This window comes from Bacillus sp. FSL H8-0545 (assembly GCF_038006105.1).
GTDB lineage: Bacteria > Bacillota > Bacilli > Bacillales > Bacillaceae_G > Bacillus_A > Bacillus_A cereus_U.
This window is the reverse complement of the sequence record NZ_JBBOUO010000001.1, coordinates 846,912-867,236: the sequence shown is the minus strand read 5'-3', so window position 1 is coordinate 867,236 and position 20,325 is coordinate 846,912. Positions and strand designations below refer to the sequence as shown.

The following is a 20,325-nucleotide window of genomic DNA, read 5'->3' as shown; positions in this document are numbered from 1 at the left end:
CTTACTTTCCGCACATCCTCTTTTTTTCGTCTCTTGTTTTACAACTTGAACTTCATTTAATTTTTTCATAGTTTTTGCCTCCTCAATGTAAAAAGCCAGTCGTATCCCTTTAAAAGAAATACAACTGGCTCTCGTTTACGGTGATAAACTAGACAGTTTTTATGATGTTGTTTCCTCGTACTCTCCCCTGGGCTGTTCATCATTTAAATAACTTACGTATTGGCGATGCAAATCTTTTACCGCACTGACAATAGCATTTTGCGCTTTTCCTTGATAATGGTCCATAATATCTTGAACGATTTCTTCAATACCATCTTGCAAACTATGCCCTCTCAACATTTGAGCGACGAAGTCTCTACCATGCTCTGTCGCAAGCGTACATGACGCTTCAATAATGACATGATATTTATGATCTGCCTCAATTGTAATTGTTAGTGTCTCGTACATACTGCGAACAGCCATCCCTTTCGGAAGTCTCGAGTGTCCTGCCATAAAAAATGTCCCTTTACGCATATTTCATCCTCCGTTACTATGTTTTTTGGCTCTTATACTTGATCTACGTATACTGTCTTTATTCTTGTATAAAATTCTTTCGCCGCTTTTCCTTGTTCACGCGGTCCAGCACTAGAGTTTTTCATTCCGCCAAACGGAACTTGTGGTTCTGCTCCTGCAGTTTCTGAATTCACGTGTACCATTGCAACTTCCATATCATCAATAAACCTTTGCGATAAACTTAAATTATTCGTGCAAATCGATGCACTGAGTCCGTATTCTGTATCATTCGCTAAAGAAACCGCTTCTTCATAACTATTCACTTTAAATAAACATATAACTGGACCGAAAATCTCTTCTCTTGCAATGCGTGCATCTACATCTACATTTTCAAAAATAGTCGGTAACACGTAACAACCGTCCTGCAATTCTGCTTCGTCCGGCACGCTGCCTCCATACAGTAAATAAGCCTCTCCTTTTCCTACTTCAATCATCGATAAAATAGATTGCTGCTGACCCTTGGAAACACATGGGCCCATAAATGTATCCGGTTCTAGCGGGTTCCCAACTGTAAGAACTTCCGTGCGCTGCAACAGTCGACCCTTGAACGCTTCATAAATGTCCTCTTCGACTATTACTCTACTTGTTGCAGTACATTTTTGCCCTGTTGACATAAACGCACCTTTTATCGCAATACTTACCGCCTTTTCAATATCGGCATCTTTTAATACAACTAACGGATTTTTTCCGCCCATTTCTAATTGTACTTTTTTCTGAGTTTCAACCGCTGCTTTTTGAATGATGTTTCCAACGTGATTAGAACCAGTAAAGGATACCGCTTTTATATCCGGATTTCCCGTTAATTCTGCTCCAACTTCAGATCCTTTTCCGAATACACAATTTATAACGCCTGCTGGAATGCCTGCCTCATGAAAGGCATTTACAAGATGGTACACCGATTTTGGCGTAACTTCAGCCGGCTTAATGACAATCGTATTTCCGTAAATAAGTGCCGGCGCCATTTTCCACGCTGGAATCGCAATTGGAAAGTTCCACGGCGTAATTAATCCAACTGGCCCTACTGCTACACGTTTACTGTAAAGCATTGTACTTTCATTAGCAGACGGGATGAGCTCTCCAATCGGCTGATTTGCTTCCCCTGCATAATATTCAAGAATGCTAATCGCCCGCTTCGTCTCTCCTATTCCTTCCGCAATCGTCTTTCCTTCTTCGCTTGTTACATCCCGGCCAATTTCATTTACCTTTTCTTTTAAAATAGCTGCCGCTTTCCATAAATAACTTGCTCTTTCTTGAAACGATAACTTTTGCCATTTATGAAAAGCTTCTTTCGCTGATGCGATTGCTACTCGTGTATCTTCTACTGAACTAAACGGGAATTCACCTAGTACTTCCCCGTTATGCGGATTATAATTTTTCACGTATGCATTCGTAGAAGGTTCTCTCCACTCACCGTTTATATAATTGAAAAACCTCATTCCCCTGCCCCCACCGTTTTTATTTTGATAGTTTCGCAATAGCAGCTTCTAAAATAGTAAGCCCTTCTTCAAGCTGTTCATCTGTTATAACGAGAGGCGGTAAGAAGCGAAGTACGTTACTATAAATACCAGCGCTTATCGTAATGACCCCTTTACTATGCGTTTCCTTCATAATCGCTTTAACCTCTTCTGCTGCTGGCTCTTTCGTCTCTTTATCTTTTACAAGCTCGATTGCAGTCATAGCGCCAAGGCCTCTGACATCACCAATTAGTTCGTATTTATCTTTCCAGCTATTAAACACTTCCATCATGCGCTCGCCAATTTCTACAGCACGATTTACTAAATTCTCTTCTTCGATTACATCTAAAACAGCTAATGCAGCCGCGCAAGCAGCCGGACTTCCTGAGAAAGTACCACCTAATTGACCTGGTCCAGGTGCAGCCATCAAATCCGCTCTTCCTGTTATCGCGCTCAGCGGCATACCGGCAGCGATTGATTTTGAAAAAGTCATTAAATCAGGAGCTACGCCGAAATGATCCATTGCAAATAAGCTTCCCGTACGAGCGAAACCAGTTTGAATTTCATCCGCAATCATAATAATTCCATATTTATCACAAATATTTCGAACACCTTGCATGAACGTAGTCGTCGGAACGATAAATCCACCTTCTCCTTGAAGCGGTTCCAAAATAATTGCAGCGATATTATCACTTGCTACTTCCTCTAACATAAAGCGTTCGAAATACGCTAAAATTTGCTCGTCTACTTCTTCTGGTGTCAGTCCTTCTTCAGCGCGGTAATAGTACGGATATGGTAATTTGTATACTTCTGATACAAACGGCCCAAATCCATGCTTGTACGGTTTCACTTTACTTGTCAGTGACATCGTCAAAAGTGTACGTCCGTGATATGCACGCTCAAACGAAACAATCGCGCTTCTTCCAGTAGCTTTTCTCGCAATCTTCACCGCATTTTCTACTGCTTCTGCACCACTATTCGCAAACATCGTTTTTTTCTTAAAATCACCTGGCGTTAACTCATTCAGTCTTTCAGCTAATGCAATATAACTTTCATAAGGCGCTACGTGAAAACAACTATGAATAGAAGATTCCACTTGATCTTGAATCGCCTTTACTACTTTCGGATGACAATGCCCGACGTTTTGCATACCAATTCCGCCCGCAAAATCGATTAACTCATTACCATCTACATCAGTAATAATCGCTCCTTTTGCTGATTGCACATACAACTCTGTAATATTGTAAGGCCCTTCTGGCACCGCATTTTTTCTTCTTTCATGTAATATGCTAGATTTTGTAGTTGTAATATCTTTCTTCTCTTTCAACATGGAACATTACCCCTTTTCTTATTCTTTTTCTATGCTAACTTCTGAATCTTTTATAATCGTAAAATCATTCAACTTTTGCTTATCGAACTTTCTAACTCTTAAAAAATAACTTATGATTACTAGAATCGTAGCTAATAATGTCATGTAAAACTGCATACGCATATCTTCTATAAATGCTTGTGAAACAAATATCGTAATAATCATTAAAAGCGTTGCATATGTGAGATAAGGGAATAACCACATTTTCACTTTCAGCTTTCCAGCCCCGTCTCTTTCCCTCTCTCGTCTTAACCTGACATGTGAAACGGCAACGAACATATACATCAGCATCGTTACCCCGCCTGAACTATTCGCTAAAAACGCAAACAGTTTATCAGGAGATATAAATTTCAACATCGCGCAAATAAATGCAAATACGATACTTGCATAGATCGCTACAACCGGTGTCCCTCTACTATTTAACCGTGAGAAACTAGCCGGAGCATCGCCTTTTTTAGCAAGTGAAAATAGCATACGCGAACTCGTATATATACCTGAGTTCATAACGGAAAGTAGTGATAAAAATACAACACCATTCATAATTTCTGCGGCTGCAGGTACCCCTGCCATATTAAATAAACTTGCATACGGAAGTTTTAATAACTCCTTATCCGTCCACGGAATAAACATAACTAAAATCGTTACCGAACCTACGAAGAAAAGCATAAGGCGCCATACTACACTATTAATAGCTCGTATAACATTCTTCTCTGGATTTTCCGATTCCCCGGCTGCAATCGCTGCTACTTCGCTTCCCGATAAAGAGAAAGAAATAAATACAACGCTCAGTAAAACAGGGACAATTCCATTTGGAAAGAAGCCTCCATTTTCCGTAACCATAGCGAGACTCGGTCTCTCCACTCCTGGAACAAATCCAAAAAACATCGAAACTCCTAAAATTAAAAACGCAACAATCGCAATAACTTTAATAAACGCTAACCAATATTCAAACTCACCGTAGAGTTTTACTGAATATACATTCGTCATCGTCATTAAAAGGACCATACATAAACTCGCCAGCCATGCTGGAACCGACGGGAACCAATTGTTAATCATCACGCCTAAAAGCACCGCTTCAATTGCGATAATAATGACCCAGTTAAACCAATATAACCACCCAATCGTATACCCTGCCCACGGCCCAATTGCTTTATTCGCATACGTTGCAAAAGAACCGCTATCAGGATTTTCCGCTGCCATCTCTCCTAACATCCGCATCACGAGCACAACCATTAAAGCGCCGATAATATAGGACAAAATCGCTGCTGGACCCGTCGATTGAATAATCGTTCCACTTCCTACAAACAAACCACCACCGATAACCCCGCCGATCGAAATCATTGTTATATGCCGAGTTTTTAAATCCTTCTGTAACTCCTTTTTCTCTTTAGCCAAACAATTCACCAGCCCCTCCATTAGCGTGGACGTTCACCATCTTCCATTGACAACGCTTTCTAAAAATCCCCTCCTACTTTGACTAAAAAATAAAAAGAGCCAGAAAAACAATGTACACATTTACATTGGATTTTACTGTCTCTATCCGTATGGCTCGTCCTCCTGCTAAGGAAGTTCAAGTGGAAAGAAGCTCCGCTATTCAATTGAACAAAAGTAAACCCGGGCTTACAGAGAGGCTAATCACTGTCATCCGATAATAAGTTAATCATAATACAATAAGACTGAATATTCAATGTTCGTTTTCGCAAATTTCATGAATAAAAAAAGAAAATTCTCTTACCTCGCCACATATACTGTTCAAAAGAAAAAAGGAAGTGATCCAATGTATTACGGAACAAAGGGCTGGTACGTAGCTGAGCTTAAAAAATTAGGTGTTCGCTATCATGAAGGACGAAAACTAGAAAGTTACCGCGCACACGTATTACGCAATTTATTAATCGCACAACAAGAGACAACGAAAGAAGAGTAATTTACTAACAAAATTACTCTCGAGATATATCGTCTATTCAACAAATCCCGGCAAATCACCCACCTAAACTACCAACTAATCACACATTGATACAAACTAAAAAAAGGTCACCCAAACAGGCATGCCCATCAACTTAAGAATTCAGAATCACCACAAAACGAAAAAATAAGCTTTTTTGTCACAAGTGTAGCTTTGTAAAAAAGATTGATTATTTATAATAAAGTTTGATGTTTTCTTGTTGGATATTTATTTTAATCTAACGATAAACATTGTGAAGAAATGTACTTCAACTAACGGGGCAGGTTAGTTGAAGATCTCATCAGATAAGTAATAATATTTAAAGGAATAATTCATTCTGATAAAGAACATTAAAAAACGTGATGATAAGGAGGCGATTGTATGGCCAATCATGTAGAAAATCTATATAGCTATCATGTATGGGCAAATCAACGGATTATTGATCATCTTAAGACACTTTCTCCTGAGAAATATCAAAAGGAAATGAAAAGTGTCTTTTCTTCTGTTTCAAAGGTTTTATCGCATCTCTATTTGGTGGAATATGGATGGCTTAATACCCTCGAGGGTCAGAGTATGAACGAAGCAATGCAATCTTCATTTCAAATTCAAGAAAAGATTGCGAAACTGCCCATTGAAGACTTAGAAACGGAATTTCACACTTTAACATCCCGGTTTAAAACCTTTTTGAACAGACAGGAAGATATTGAAAAGAGAATAATGTTGGATAATCCATGGGCAGGATTAAGAGAAACAAGTATATCTGAAATGGTCTTACACGTTGTGAATCATGGAACCTATCATAGAGGGAATATTTCAGCTATGTTACATCAGTTGGGTGATTCTTCAGTTATGACTGATTATGCTTTTTATTGGTATTCTTGAAATATTATTCATTAAGGCTCAGTAAAATAATCAAACTTTTTTATAAAAATCTCATACTTAGCTAAAAAGAGTAACTCCATTTTGATCAATCTTTATTCAAAATGGAGTTTTTGTATTTGTTGTTAAATAAGCGTTTAATAGCTTCCTCAACTTTAATTTTAGTTGTTTGATTTCTTTTTTCGTGTAGCTGCCTCAATTGCTCTTCACGATTAAAATTATCCACGTTTAACACCTTTCCTTTTCTTGCCCTCTAACTGTCTCTTCACACGTTCAAAACGTCCAAAAATGACATTTCCGTTTTTAATCGTTTCGTAAATGTTTTTGTATCTTTCTAAGTTCTTTTCGTTTGCTTCGACCATATCTTGGCGACCATATTCCTTTGAAGCTTCAATCATTTTGGTTGCACTTTCTATATGCAGCTCATATTTTTTTACATCAAATCTTGTCATACCAACTGCTAAGTCAAAACAAGGTTTTCCGTCGTTTGTTGTAAAGCAAGGGGGCTCTACTGCTAATGGACAATTACCCTTAGCACGACACGTCCAGTAAGGGTTGTCCAATGCATTTAGTTTCTCTTCTTTCCACATCCTTTATTTATTTCATTCATTATGTAAATAAAAAAGGATAATCAGCCTCATAATGGACTAACTATCCTGTAATTTATTATCTAAATTTAATAAACGGGTGACCTTTCCTATTCACAAACAAGAATTTGTCTAGAAAATGATCCTTTTCTTGTGATACAGCGGTCTGAAATTTCAAATCCCGCTTCATGAATCATGTCGTCCATTGTTTCCATCGTGACAACGACTACTTTTTTTGCAATGCGGCGCGCACTTGAAAGAATCGAGAGTTGATCTTCTGGTGTTGCGTGCGTAAATAGGTCGTACGGCATATCGATAATTGCGACGTCGTAGTTCTCAGTAAGTTCTTCAATTGGGCCTTTTGTTACTGTTCCTTCAAACCCGAAATGTGCGATGTTTTTTCTCGTTCCAAGAACTACAAGTGGATTTATATCTCTACCAACGATGTTAATCCCCATAGAAAGTGCTTCTACTACTACTGTTCCAATACCGCAGCACGGGTCAATTGCTCGCACTCCATCTGGGTTTGGCACAGCGATATTTGCGACAGCTCTAGCAACACGTGTGCTCAGTGATGTCGAATAGCTATGCGGTTTTTTTATATGATGATACCAAACCGGATCACTTTCTACATAGTGTCCGAAGTACCAGCGTCCTCCAAGAGGAACAATCCCGAATACACGCTCTGGATTACGAACATCCGCTTCTCCTTCAATATGCATGCCAAGGTCTCGTTCAATAAGGCGTCTTTCCCCATATTCAATTTTATTTTCTCCAACAAGGTCATTAATTTTAACGAAGATGACTTTGAACGTCGCTCCCGCCAAGTCAATTTGTTCCACTTGTTTCAAGATGCTTTCTAAGTCGTCTCCTTCATACATAACCTCAACGCGCTCTTTAATAAACGGACTTCTACTCGGAGCAATCTTGACTTCACTTTTCAAAATATTAACGTGAGACTCCATCCCAAAGAACGAGCGCATTTCCAAGTAACATAAAGCACGCTCCTCTTCGCGAAACGCATACGTATATATACATGCAGGTGTTTTACTATGATTATTCAATCTATGATCATCCTTTATCATTTTAAATTGTTATGATTACAATTACTCGAATACTATTTATATAAAATTAAATGATATCACATGCCCGAAATAAAGAGAAACCTTTATAATTCATTTAATAAATAAAAGAGACTGCCTCTCAGCAATCTCTTCTATCATTCTCTCTATTTATTAACGGTAAGAAGATACGTCATTACCCATCGCTTCGTAGTAATCTAGAATACCTGCGTAAATAGCTTCTGCTGCACGTTGTCTCCATTTTTCAGTAGCTAGTTTTTCACCTTCGCCTTTAGCATCGATGAAACCTAGTTCAGCTAAAATAGCAGGCATTGTATTGTATTTCACTACATAGAAGTCTTCTGTTTTTACACCTCTATCATTTGATTGAAGTGCTTGTACTAAACGTTTTTGTACTTTTTCTGCTAGTACACGGCTCTCTTCTGAGTTTGGATTTGTTGCTGATCTGTAGTAGAATGTTTCCGTTCCTTCTACTTGTTCATTAAACCCGTTCGCATGAATACTTACAAAAATATCACCTTTATTTTCTTGCGCAAATTCTATACGTTTTTTCAAAGATTCACCAGGGGTATTTCCTGGACGTGTATCATCATCACGTGTTAATAAAACAGTAAATGGTGTCTTTTGTTCAAATAGTTTTTGTACGCGTAAAGATGTATCTAATACGATAGCACTTTCATCCATTTTCACACCAGAATGCCCTGGATCAACCCCACCATGCCCCGGATCAATAATAATCGCTTTTCCTTCTAAGAAGTTCCCTTGTTTCACTGGGTTCAATTGATTTTTATCAACCCATTGGAAACCACTATTTGTACGAATGCGAATCCAGCTACCGCTTTCTTCAATAACAGTTACTTGTTGTGCTCCATATGTACCTAGTACTTTAGAAGTATGGGAAGCCCCTGCATATGTAGTGAATCCTTCATTAATAGCTTCTGTTTTCTCTACTAAAGGTGTCCATTTATCACCGTTACTTGTTGCAATTTTGATCCATCCATCTCGCTCTTCTTTTACTTCAACCATTTGTGGATCATGCTGATTTGCACTAATCCCAGATGTTAATGATGGTCCGTGATATGTAATGAATTTTCTATCCATATATATTTTCTTTGTTTCTACTGGACGATTACTATTCTTTCCAAATTTATCTGTTTGAGCAGTAAGCTGAGCTGCCTGTTCACGCGTAATAGAATTATCTGGTTTCCAGCCGTCACCTGTACCTAAAGAAAGTTTTAATTCTACTAAAATATTTACTTCTTCTTTACCCCAATGATTTTCTAAATCAGCGAATTTTGTGGGAACTGGTCCTGTTACTTGGCTTTTCAATTCATATGCCCTTACAAGCATAGCCGCCATTTCAGCGCGAGTTACTTGCCCTTCAGGATCAAATACTCCTGGTCCTCGTCCTTTAATAATATCCTTCTTTTCAATCGCTGCAATATATTGAGCTGCCCAATGATTTTTTGAATCATTAAAAGATGGCTTCGCGTTTGGATCTACTTTAACGCCAATTGCTGTTGCGATAATCTTTGCCGCCTGAGCACGTGTTAAATTTCCTTGTGGCATAAAGTTACCATCTGGCATACCATTAATTACATTTCTCTCTACTAAATAATAAATTGCGTCTTTTGACCACGCATTGTCTGAAACATCGGGAAATTTCTTCGTTTCTGCTAAACTACTAATTGGATGTGCTAGTAAATTTGCTGCTAATATACCTGCGGCTATTGCTTTGTACTTCATGAAAAATAAATCTCCTCTCGAAACTTCATATTTATACAATTATTCCCATGAAACTAACTATAAAATATTAACTAATAATTAATCCTTTCATAGTTTATAACATTATATATGTATAGTAAATGCATTTTCCCTTCACATAACAAAAACCGTATATATATAACTGATAATGAATGTATATAAAAAAGCGATTAGTACATATTACTCTAATCGCTTCTCCTAATCTATCATTTGAAATTGTCTTTAACATATACATTCCCTTCCTCCAAAGGAAGCTTTATCTCATCGATCCTTTTTGCTTTTCCCGTCTCAAGATTTGTTTGGAAAGTCGAGAAATACCATATTCCTTCTCCATTATCATAATTCCCTATAAGGAACTTCCCTTTATCTAAAGCCTTGAAACAAGTTCCGGCAATACCTATGTCACCTTCGCCAATTTTCACTTCGAGTACTTTTCCTTTATGAATATAAAAAACTTTCGCTGTTGATAAATTGGAAGATTCACGCTGCAATGCTACGAAAAAATCTGGTGTACCTTTACTAACGAACCCATTTTTTCTAGACGTATTAAATACAAACTCTCCAATTTGCGCCTCTTGCAAATATAATGTCTCACTTGTAGATTGTAATGCAAGCTGATATTCGCCTTTATATATTTGATCCCCTTCTTGTGCACCGACCCAAGGTTCTTGTTGTGTTTCATGTTGTTCGTTATTCGAAAACACATGCAAAGTATACGTTTCTCCCTCAGTAGAATTCATTGAGACAGTGTAGCGACTTTGCACTTGTGGATTTATTTGTGATCCTTGTATTTTTCTACTCTCTCTTTTATTCCCCCCGGTATCCTCTACCTTCGTCACTACTTTTTCCTCTGAACTTTCTTTAGAACATCCACTTAACGCTAAACTTACAACGATACTCCCCATCAATAGCTTCTTCATATTGTCCCCAAAATGAAAAGCTGATTAAAAATAATATTTTCAATCAGCCCTCTCTATTTGCTATGAAATTATTCTTCAATTAAATTAGACATTACATATGCATAAACAAGCGCTTCTGTATGTGCAATCGAGCTTTCATGCGTACGCTCAAATGCGTGAGAAGAATCAATACCAGCTCCAATTAATGCATGTTTCACATCAAATCCGGCGCGAATCGCAGCAGATGCATCTGATCCGTAGTATGGATAAATATCCACTTTATATTCAATAGCGTTCGCTTTCGCCAATTCAACTAAATGTTTACGTAAAGCGTAATGATATGGGCCGCTAGAGTCTTTCGCACAAATGGATACTGTATATTCATCAGATGCTTGTCCATCACCTAACGCTCCCATATCAACTGCTAAATATTCTACCGTTTCTTCTGGAATATTTGAGTTTCCACCGTATCCAATTTCTTCATTATTAGAAATTAAGAAATGTGTTGTATATGGCAATGTTACCTTTTCATCTTGCAATCTTTTAATTAGTTTTAATAGAATTGCTACACTTACTTTATCGTCTAAATGACGTGATTTTATGTATCCACTCTTTGTAATTTGAACGCGTGGATCAAATGAAACGAAGTCTCCTACTTCAATTCCTAACTCACGTACTGCATCTGCTGAAAAGACACGCTCATCAATACGCACTTCTATATTTTTCTCATCGCGCTTCGCTTCCCCTGCATCTTTGTACACATGGACAGAAGTTTGATGCATTAAAATTGTACCTGTATACGTCTTACCGCTTGACGTTTCAATTTCGCAATATTCCCCTTCTACAGAGTTCCAGCGAAATCCACCAATCATAGATAGACTAAGACGGCCATCAGGCTTAATTTCTTTCACCATTGCACCTAACGTATCAACGTGTGCAGTTAATAAACGATGCTGCTCATCATTCTTCCCTTTAACCGTTAAAATAAGAGCGCCTTTATTATTACGCTTCGTCTCTATATTCCACTCACTTACATAGTTTTCAATAAAATTAATAATTTTCGCAGTGTTTCCAGATGGACTTGGAATAGAGACAAGCTCTTTAATTAATTCCATCGTTTCTTTTGCATGATGTGCCATTGTCGTTTCCTCCTCATTCTCTCTACTATTCAGTATACAAAATTTACTATAAAACCTCTACTAATATAGTTTAATTTTCTAAATTGTAATAAAATTCACTTTACCCTAATCTTAATGACAAAAAAGCACAGCATTATCTCCATTAACGCTGTGCTTTTTCTATAAAACTACTCTTCCGAAACGTCCATCAAATAAATCCCTCTTGTAAACCCGCCGCGCTCTTCTTCTTTCTGCTTACGAATACGCTCAACATCTTCAATTGTTGCACCTTCTGCGCGAGCTAATGAAACAATAACTTCAAGTGCATCTGCAAGTGAATCTAGCGCATGTTCACGATCTTTCATCGAAGCAAATTCACGAATTTCTTCTGTACCAATTTTCGCTAACGCTTGTATGTAAGCTTGTCCTGTTAATTTTTGTGCTGTATATGTTTTTCCAGACATTAAAATTTTCTCCGGGACACGATCTCTTACTAACCTGTTATAAGTTGACATCACTTACCTCCTATTTTTAAAAACACCCGAGCTCTGCTTTATAGAAAAACCGCTCTTTTTTCACACAAGCACTTAACATATCAATTCCTGATCCGTGCGCCCTTACTACCGGAAAGAAGTAGTGCTCTGGTTCTTCTTTCTTATCGCCGTATAAGGTTTGATACTCATCAGGAATCGCCTCTTTTTTCACATCCCGTTCTTTCTTCACTTCACCAGAGAAAGCAACAGTTGGATGTCCCTCAAAGAATAATGCCGTCCGTACCGCAAGAGATGGTGTACTATGCAAAGCATAATATGTAAGTAAAATCATAACGATAACACCGATAATTTTCTTCATTTATTACTCCTAAAAAAAGTGCTAACACAATTATACTAAAATGTGTTAGCACTTTCTTCCCTTTATCTCGAATTAACAAGCAGTAAGACTAATAATCCGTGGGGGATAAACAAATACCCACGGATTAAAGTTTCACTTTATTCCCCTTTAAATGCTGGTAAACGTTTTTCTAGAAAAGCAGCAATACCTTCTTTATGATCCGCTGTTTGTCTCATCGCATATTGACCACGCTTTTCGAGCTGAAGCGTTTGTTCTAAATTAGAACGATTTACTTCACATAAAATTTGTTTCGTTTGAATCATCGCCTTGATTGGTTTTTGTAACCATTCATTAATTTTTTGCTTCACAGCCGTTTGGAAATCCTCACCGATTACTTCATCAATTAAACCGATATCTAACGCTTCTGTCGCTGATAATTTTTTCCCTTCCCAAATGATTTTCTTCGTCATATTTTCACCGACGCGCTTTTGAAGGAAGAAATGGCCGCCACCATCTGGAATTAAAGCGATTCCAATAAAGTTCATCGCAATAACTGATGATATATCTGCCATGACATAATCAGCTGTTAATGCAATACTTAATCCAAGTCCAGCAGTCGGCCCGTGAATTGCACTAATAACAAGCTTCGGCATCGTATATAACGTCACAACGATTTCAGAAATTGTATTCATAATGCCTTCAAACTTACTTTCATCATTACTTGAAAGCATTGATTTAATATCTCCACCCGCAGAAAAACCACGGCCACTTCCGCATAACACAACAACGTGAACAGAACTTTCCGCCACTTCTTTCAACTTTTGTAATAACTCTTTTAACGTTGGTTCATCTAATGCATTTAAAACCTCTGGGCGATTGACCATAACCGTCGCTACGCGCCCTTCATATTTCACAACAACAGATTCTGTTTTACTTGTTACTTCCATTATATATACCCCTCTTTTCCACATAAAGATTATACTTATATAATTATAGAAAGCATATTAAAAATCCTTCTTTTTTCTTAATTTTCTGTCTAATTTTCTCATAATTTGTATATATCTCCGTATAAAACATACAATTTCGTTAAAAAATATAGAAATTAAAGTCGGTTTATCAATGCTTTTCATCTATTTACCATTACAATGAAATGGTGTATTCTTAAGTTTGATGCAAAAAAACAAATATTGAAATTCATTCGCCTTATTATGTAAATAAGGCTTTTATCCCCATCTCTTGGGTATTGAACTAAAGGAATGAAGACATGGAGGAATATATGGTTAATAAGTTGAAACAAACGGATAACTACTTCCCGCATTTCCTATTGCTATTCATTGTGTTTCAACCAATTTTAGATTTATTAACGTCTTTTTCAATCTATGTATTACACATGAGCGCAACAGTTGGAATCGTAGTCCGTTTCGCCTTTATGCTTCTTGCATTAGGTTATCTACTTCTTCATAGAGAACAACCTGGAGCGAAAAAGTACATTCTCTATTTATGCCTACTCGGGATCGTACTAGCAATTGGTCTTGCAAATAATATGATGATTAAATCTCCAGTTTCATTTGGCGAAGAAGTGAAATTTATTTTAAAGAGCATATATCCAATTGTGCTACTGTTTGGATATATTATCGTCTTTAAAGAGTTGAAAAATAAAGAATATACGTTGCATAAAATCATTACATATTTCTTATATACAACTTTAATTTTAAGCATCACACTGATTGTTGCAATGCAAACTGGTACAGATTTCCCAAGCTACCCTCACTCAAAGATTGGCTCAAGAGGTTGGTTCTTTGCTGGAAATGATTTAAGTTCTATTTTTGCAATTATGTTCCCAATCGTAGTGCTCTATTCGATTCATAAAACAACTTCTTTCTCGAAAATCTATTACTGGATTCCAACAATACTTGCGATGTATGCAAGTATTATGGTCGGAACGAAAGTAGGATATGGTGCAATTGTTCTAACGCTTGGCGTGGCACTGTTATTCTCATTCATTGAATATATGATTCATCGCAAAAAAGAAGGAAAAGGATTCACATATCTCGTAAATACAGTTGTTGCCGCTATTGTACTAGGAGGTTTAATTGTACTTACACCACATACTCCTATCGCAAAAAATATGGGCATCCACATGCAAATATACGAATACAAAAAATCAGTACAAGAAGAAAAGGATAGAAAAGAAGGAAAAGTAATTAAAGAAGACCCGGGCGAAGCAAAAAAACATGCAAAAGGTGAGCTAACAGACTCTGAGGTCAAAAGTTTAATTTACAGTGATCGCGATAAGTTTTTAAAAGTATACAAACAATACTATAAAGACGCACCACTATCACAAAAATTATTCGGAATGGGCTATGCTGGTAACTATACGGTTAAAATTAAATTAATCGAAATGGACTTCCACGACCTATTCTTTGCATTCGGAATCGTCGGTTTCCTTATTTACTTAATACCACTTCTATACTTCGGTATTAAATTATTCATTCGCATCATCACAAACTTCAAGAAAATATTAACTGTGAAATATATGCTATTAGCTAGCACCGTTGTACTATCACTCGGAATCGGCTTTATGTCCGGCCACGTATTAACAGCGCCGTCCGTTAGTATTTTCTTCGTCGTTATACTCGCTTACTTAATTGTTGATTTTGAAATTGAATAATAAAAAAGAAGGTGCTCAAAAAAGTCAGTTATGCTGGCTTTTTGAGCACCTTTTTTTAAAATGCATCTAGATAATCAGTTTTTCTCTTTTATATTTAATTAGTGTTTTACGTATTCTAAATTTTCTTTTGCGATATACGCTTCATTTACAGCAGGATTATCAGAAATAATTTTAACCCATGCTTGTCCATTTATCGTTTCTTCGCCTGTAACTGTTACAACTTTATTTGTAGTTAAGCCATAAAGTCTTTCATTTGATCTATGCGGATCCTTTTTCACTTCCACATCATTCGTCACACGAGCAAGTTTATACTTGTTGTATTCTTTTTTACCTAAATAAGAATCAAAACGGTACATGTGCCCAGCTACTTTTTTGCCCCAGTTCGCATCAGATGCATATTTCATATTTAAACCGCCAGCTTTATCACCTGTATATGTTGCTGTATAACGCCAATGTCCTGGATTTAAATACCCTTCACTCATGTATACTTTTGCGGCATGTTCAATACAATCTTCTTTTGAATTGAAAGATTCTCCGTTACCATACGGACTATCGTCTGTCGCTTTTAAACCAAATAAGTTATTTTTATCTTTTGCAAGAGCACTTGTTCCATAATAGCTCTCATGAACTGCTAATGAATATAGAAATAATGCATTTACATTATACTTACTTTCTACTTCTTTAAATTTCTTTCCTAAACCGATCAGTGGAGAATCTGGTTTCACTGATTTTATGTAACTATCTAATTGTTCAGCTGTATATTCTGTTTTAGAACGTAATGATAAATAATTGAAATATTGATAGAAAGTTTCATTTCCAAACGTCTTTCCATCTACACTATATATTTGCTGTCCTTGCTTCATGAAAGAAGGTGCCGTACCATATCTAAATTCTGTATATCCAGGTGAACTTGTATTATATGTATAATATCTATGGTATAAATCCCCATCTGTTTTTACATAATACGAGGACTTTTTCATTTCATTTTCAGGAATTAAAGTAATTTCATTTTTCTTCACATAACCTGTTAAATCAGAGAGTTGAACTTTCACACGATCTTCTCCAACTTCTAGCACTTTAAATTCCGTTCCATACTGAACATACGTATAAACTGTTTGTAAATCGTTACCATAAACATTAATTATATTTTGTCCTTCTACTCGCTTCGCACTTGCAAATCCATCTTTAATCCATAAGAATTCATTTTCATACTTCACTGCATTAATACCTTTATTTTGCGCAGCTGTAACTGCTTCTTTATATGTACTATAGCGCTCTAGTTCTTGCTCTATCCCATTTTCTTTTACATTTGTCACTACATATTTCTTTGTTTCTATAGGAGTTTCTCCCCCAGTATTTCCAATCGTTCCAAGCATTCGATCCAACATAGCTGAAGCCATACCTCTTGTAGCTGATAAATGTGGTCTAAATGTATTATCTTCTGGATACCCTTTAATAATTTGAGTAGCCACCATAACTTGTACATGCTCTTTATAGTTAATACTATCTTTATCAGTAAAGGTAAGCGGACTTACAGCTATTTTAATATTTTTATAGTCTAATGCTCGCTTTACCATTATCGCCATTTCTTCACGTGTAATAACATCATTTGGCGAAAACGTCTCGTTAGTACGTCCATTAATAATTTTCGCTCCAAATGCTCTACTTACACCGTCATATAAACCGTAAGATGGTGGTACATCTTTGAAGTTCGAATCAGCTTTCGGTAAATTTAAAGACCTTGCTATTAATGTAGCAAACTCTGCTCTCGTTACTTGTTTATCAGGTGCATATACATTCTCTCCATACCCCATCAAAATTCCTTTAGTAATGAGCGAACGCATATGCGTCTCAAACATATGACCTGTAATATCATCATTTGCCGCATAACTTGAAATAGGAGTTAAAAGTAATGAACCCGTTAATGCCACTGCTGTTATACCTTTTGAAAAAGTCTTCACGGTTGTCCTCCTCGTAATCTACGAATTTATTATTCCAAAACTGATTATATACTAATTATATCGGCATAATAAACAAAAATTAATATAAAACATCATTTGTTTTTTATTATATTAAGATATCGCAAACCTATATTGAATCCTTTATGATTTCATATTCAATTCTATTCCTATAGAAATAACTACGTAGGATAGCTCTGTTGTACTTAAATCACTGCAAATATTAACACTATTATTTTTTATAAATTGCTACGTAAAGAAAAACAATACAAAAAACACTCTATTTTTTTAATAGAGTGTTTTTTTCTATATGATGAACGAGTTTCTTTGTTGCCTGTTCGCCTTCCAACTGAAGCTCATCTATTGTCCGTTGTAAAACTTGCTGTATATTGTCTTGCTGCGTCATTTGCTTTTTCGCAATCTTATATAAATCTTCGGCACTCCAGTCTCCATCTACACTTCCTATAACTGGTTGCTTCACTTGTCGTGAGAACGAATCAATTTTTGGATCGTATGAAATTCCGACCATTGGCGTTTTCGCTACGACAGAAAAAATAAGAGCGTGAAGACGCATGCCTATTAAAAGTGAACACTCTGATAAAATAGATATTTTTTCATCAATATCCATTTTATCTGGAAGCATATAAATCTCTTCATCCATTAAATCCGCTACTTCACGCGAAGCATCTTGATCAAATGGACTGTGCATCGGGACAAATAAAATTTGGTACCCTTCTTGCTTCAATTTTTTCAGTGCAATAGCTAACTTTTTTATATAATCTTCATTTGCACCCCAATAACGTACACTAACCGCAATTATTTTCCCATGTAGCGAATGCTTTTGTAACCAATCTGATTGTTTCTCTCGTTTCCATGTTAAAACTGGATCTGGAACGAGTTCAATATCCTTTTTCACTCCAAGTTCTTTTAAATAGAAAAAAGAATCCTCATCTCGCACAGATATGTAAGCTGCTTTCGACAACTGCCATTTTACTAATAAACGATTATGTCTTTTCCTAATCGGTCCTATTCCTTGTGAATAAATATAATAGGGCTTTTTTAATAATCGCGCAAATCCCAGAATACCTGTATAATATAAAATGCTCTTCATACTCGTTTGATCTTGAAGAAGGCTTCCTCCACCGCTAATAAGTCCGTCACTTTTTTTTATCACGTCATAAACCGCCTTTACGTCCCAGCGATTTACAGCTTCTACATCGTACATTTCCTTTGTATAGTCAGGATCATTTGACATCACAACGAGTTCAATATTCGGAATTTCTTTTTTTAACGATTTGATAATCGATTGTAGAATAGCTTCGTCTCCAATGTTATGAAAACCATAATATCCTGATAAAACTAACTGCACTCTTAATCTCCTCCAACATTTGGCAACCAATTTTTCACACATCATAAATTGGCGCCAACTCCTTACATAAAAAACGAAATACTTTAAAATGTATCCTCTTAATAAGCACGCCCAAATGCCAATACTATAATTTCGTAGTTATATATTTATTTTTTCAAAAATGGTATTTGTTTTTTTGATATCCAGTTTAATTTCAAAGCACATACCCCATACAAAATTGTCGTAATAGTAAGTGCTACACCACTATAAAATAGCGTAATTATTCTTGACGATGTAGCCTCTATAATAGTAGATAGTTCATATAATCCTAATCCAAAAATGCAAGCTATTCCTATTACAGCAAAAAATCTTCCTATATGAATAGGATAGGAAAGAGATTTTCGAATGCACAGTTGATTTACGATACAGATTAATATATATATAATCAATGTGCTATAAGCCGCTCCATCGATGCCAAACTTTCTCACTAATACGATGTTTAACAATACTTTCACAGAGCTTGCTCCAATAACAATCCATGCAGCTTGTGCAGAGCGGTTAATCCCTTGTAAAATCCCTATTGATAATACCATAACCGATGTAAAATATGAACTGCCAATCATAACCGCTAACATACCGCTTCCTTTTGCATCTGTGAACAATCCCACATTTAATGGTACTGTTAATGCCATTAACCATATTGTTAATGGTGCTGTCAAAACATGCGCTAGTCTGTTTGTATTTTGAACTGTTATTTTCGCTAAATTTATATCTCTTTTTGCTAATGCAGACGTTAATAGCGGTATTAACGGAAATACAATTGCACTTGCGAAAACAACAATTAGTTGCGTGAATGCAAAGCCACGGCTATATATTCCAAATTGTACTTGAATCTCTGTCGGTGATCCTTGTAACACATGTGGCACTGTAAGAGAGTCTACTAAGTTTAAAAGTGGCATTGATAAAGCCCCTATAGCGATTGGAATCGATACCTGTAGTATCCTTTTTCCGTCTTCTCTTAAATCTCGAAGCGAATACGAGCTGTCCTTATAATAGTATGGACTTTTATTATACTTTATACGCAAATATATAAGTGAACTAATTACTCCGAGAAAAGATCCAACCATTGCACCACTAGTAATAACAGCACTACTCTTATTCCAATATACTAGTATATAAGCGATTATTAACATAAATAATACTCGCACAAATTGCTCAATTACTTGTGATATCCCCGTCGGTTTCATATCACCGAACCCTTGAAAATAACCACGATAAACCGCCATATATGGTGCAACAAGTAACGCCAATGAAGTAACAAGTAACGGCACCCTTGTTTCTTGTCCACCAAGCATATTTGCAATTTCAGTAGAAAATAATATAATCACGAAACATCCGAAGGCTCCAAATGCCACTCCTATAATCGATGCCGATTTAAATAATTTCGCAATTCCTTTTTGATTATTTTTTTCATTCAACTCCGCAATCAATTTCGAAATCGCTAGCGGAACACCAGCTACTGATAATGTAAGAGCAATCATATATACAGGAAAAACAAGACGAAAAATACCAAGCACTTCATCTCCTGCAATATTTTGCAATGGAATTTGAAAGAAACTCCCAAGCAATTTCGACAAAAAAGTTGTAATTGTTAAAATTGCTGCACCTTTTACAAACTTCTTATTCATGTTCCTTCTCTTTTCTTTTATCATTCTTAACCAAGAAGACTCCTTCCTCAATTTGTGTGTAAGTGTAAAACACAAATTGAGGAAGATGAATCGGCTTTTCTTATAGATAAACATACGTTTCTTTTGTATGTTTTTTTGTACAGATTTCTCATTGAAAACTGAACATGTGAGGTTGTAGCGAGT

General features: G+C 36.4%; 17 protein-coding genes and 1 pseudogene. 3 read left to right on the top strand and 15 right to left on the bottom strand.

Going from position 1 to position 20,325, the window contains the following annotated elements; genetic code table 11:
• Positions 1 to 159: 159 nt before the first annotated feature.
• From MHI07_RS04500 to MHI07_RS04485, 4 genes are read right to left on the bottom strand one after another with little or no spacing between them, the layout of a single operon-like run.
• The gene (locus MHI07_RS04500; RefSeq protein WP_340822186.1) at positions 160 to 513 is read right to left on the bottom strand and encodes a DUF3870 domain-containing protein; all 354 of its coding nucleotides are present in this window, start codon (positions 511 to 513) and stop codon (positions 160 to 162) included.
• Between the two features lie 32 nt (positions 514 to 545).
• Positions 546 to 1,988, bottom strand: coding sequence for an aldehyde dehydrogenase family protein (locus MHI07_RS04495; protein ID WP_340822184.1), 1,443 nt, complete (start codon positions 1,986 to 1,988; stop codon positions 546 to 548).
• A 19-nt stretch (positions 1,989 to 2,007) separates the two neighbouring features.
• The gene (gene gabT / locus MHI07_RS04490; protein ID WP_340822182.1) at positions 2,008 to 3,336 is read right to left on the bottom strand and encodes a 4-aminobutyrate--2-oxoglutarate transaminase; all 1,329 of its coding nucleotides are present in this window, start codon (positions 3,334 to 3,336) and stop codon (positions 2,008 to 2,010) included.
• 18 nt (positions 3,337 to 3,354) lie between these two features.
• A complete protein-coding gene (locus MHI07_RS04485; protein WP_340822180.1) occupies positions 3,355 to 4,779 on the bottom strand; it encodes an amino acid permease in 1,425 nt (474 codons plus the stop codon).
• A gap of 304 nt (positions 4,780 to 5,083) precedes the next feature.
• Between MHI07_RS04485 and MHI07_RS04480 the strand changes: the two genes are divergently transcribed.
• Together MHI07_RS04480 and MHI07_RS04475 are read left to right on the top strand one after the other, a co-directional pair.
• A complete protein-coding gene (locus tag MHI07_RS04480; protein ID WP_033710642.1) occupies positions 5,084 to 5,299 on the top strand; it encodes a YflJ family protein in 216 nt (71 codons plus the stop codon).
• Between the two features lie 399 nt (positions 5,300 to 5,698).
• A complete protein-coding gene (locus tag MHI07_RS04475) occupies positions 5,699 to 6,199 on the top strand; it encodes a DinB family protein (RefSeq protein ID WP_340822177.1) in 501 nt (166 codons plus the stop codon).
• 215 nt (positions 6,200 to 6,414) lie between these two features.
• Here MHI07_RS04475 and MHI07_RS04465 read toward each other — a convergent pair.
• The 8 genes and pseudogenes from MHI07_RS04465 to MHI07_RS04430 all read right to left on the bottom strand — a co-directional run.
• Positions 6,415 to 6,786 (bottom strand): annotated as a pseudogene (locus MHI07_RS04465) (tyrosine-type recombinase/integrase); the annotation flags it as partial.
• Positions 6,787 to 6,893: 107 nt separating this feature from the next.
• The gene (locus MHI07_RS04460; protein ID WP_340822175.1) at positions 6,894 to 7,847 is read right to left on the bottom strand and encodes a TRM11 family SAM-dependent methyltransferase; all 954 of its coding nucleotides are present in this window, start codon (positions 7,845 to 7,847) and stop codon (positions 6,894 to 6,896) included.
• A 171-nt stretch (positions 7,848 to 8,018) separates the two neighbouring features.
• Positions 8,019 to 9,611, bottom strand: a complete 1,593-nt coding sequence (locus MHI07_RS04455) for an N-acetylmuramoyl-L-alanine amidase (RefSeq protein WP_340822173.1) — start codon at positions 9,609 to 9,611, stop codon at positions 8,019 to 8,021.
• Positions 9,612 to 9,835: 224 nt separating this feature from the next.
• Positions 9,836 to 10,549 (bottom strand): hypothetical protein, encoded by a 714-nt coding sequence (locus MHI07_RS04450; RefSeq protein ID WP_215580678.1) that lies wholly within the window; start codon positions 10,547 to 10,549, stop codon positions 9,836 to 9,838.
• Between the two features lie 68 nt (positions 10,550 to 10,617).
• Positions 10,618 to 11,667: a M42 family metallopeptidase gene (locus tag MHI07_RS04445; RefSeq protein WP_215580676.1), complete on the bottom strand. Its 1,050-nt coding sequence runs from the start codon at positions 11,665 to 11,667 to the stop codon at positions 10,618 to 10,620.
• 167 nt (positions 11,668 to 11,834) lie between these two features.
• On the bottom strand, positions 11,835 to 12,161 hold the full coding sequence (locus MHI07_RS04440; protein ID WP_002201613.1) for a nucleoside triphosphate pyrophosphohydrolase: 327 nt from the start codon (positions 12,159 to 12,161) through the stop codon (positions 11,835 to 11,837).
• A 16-nt stretch (positions 12,162 to 12,177) separates the two neighbouring features.
• Positions 12,178 to 12,498, bottom strand: coding sequence for a hypothetical protein (locus tag MHI07_RS04435; RefSeq protein WP_215580674.1), 321 nt, complete (start codon positions 12,496 to 12,498; stop codon positions 12,178 to 12,180).
• Positions 12,499 to 12,635: 137 nt separating this feature from the next.
• Complete coding sequence (locus MHI07_RS04430; RefSeq protein WP_002010905.1) at positions 12,636 to 13,424, bottom strand: enoyl-CoA hydratase; 789 nt, start codon at positions 13,422 to 13,424, stop codon at positions 12,636 to 12,638.
• 329 nt (positions 13,425 to 13,753) lie between these two features.
• Between MHI07_RS04430 and MHI07_RS04425 the strand changes: the two genes are divergently transcribed.
• Complete coding sequence (locus MHI07_RS04425; protein WP_340822168.1) at positions 13,754 to 15,148, top strand: O-antigen ligase family protein; 1,395 nt, start codon at positions 13,754 to 13,756, stop codon at positions 15,146 to 15,148.
• 98 nt (positions 15,149 to 15,246) lie between these two features.
• Here the strand turns inward: MHI07_RS04425 and MHI07_RS04420 are convergent, their stop codons facing one another.
• From MHI07_RS04420 to MHI07_RS04410, 3 genes are all read right to left on the bottom strand, one after another.
• The gene (locus MHI07_RS04420; RefSeq protein ID WP_340822166.1) at positions 15,247 to 17,109 is read right to left on the bottom strand and encodes an S-layer homology domain-containing protein; all 1,863 of its coding nucleotides are present in this window, start codon (positions 17,107 to 17,109) and stop codon (positions 15,247 to 15,249) included.
• 277 nt (positions 17,110 to 17,386) lie between these two features.
• Positions 17,387 to 18,475, bottom strand: a complete 1,089-nt coding sequence (gene csaB / locus MHI07_RS04415; protein ID WP_215580666.1) for a polysaccharide pyruvyl transferase CsaB — start codon at positions 18,473 to 18,475, stop codon at positions 17,387 to 17,389.
• A 146-nt stretch (positions 18,476 to 18,621) separates the two neighbouring features.
• A complete protein-coding gene (locus MHI07_RS04410) occupies positions 18,622 to 20,142 on the bottom strand; it encodes a putative polysaccharide biosynthesis protein (protein WP_215580664.1) in 1,521 nt (506 codons plus the stop codon).
• Positions 20,143 to 20,325 lie beyond the last annotated feature (183 nt).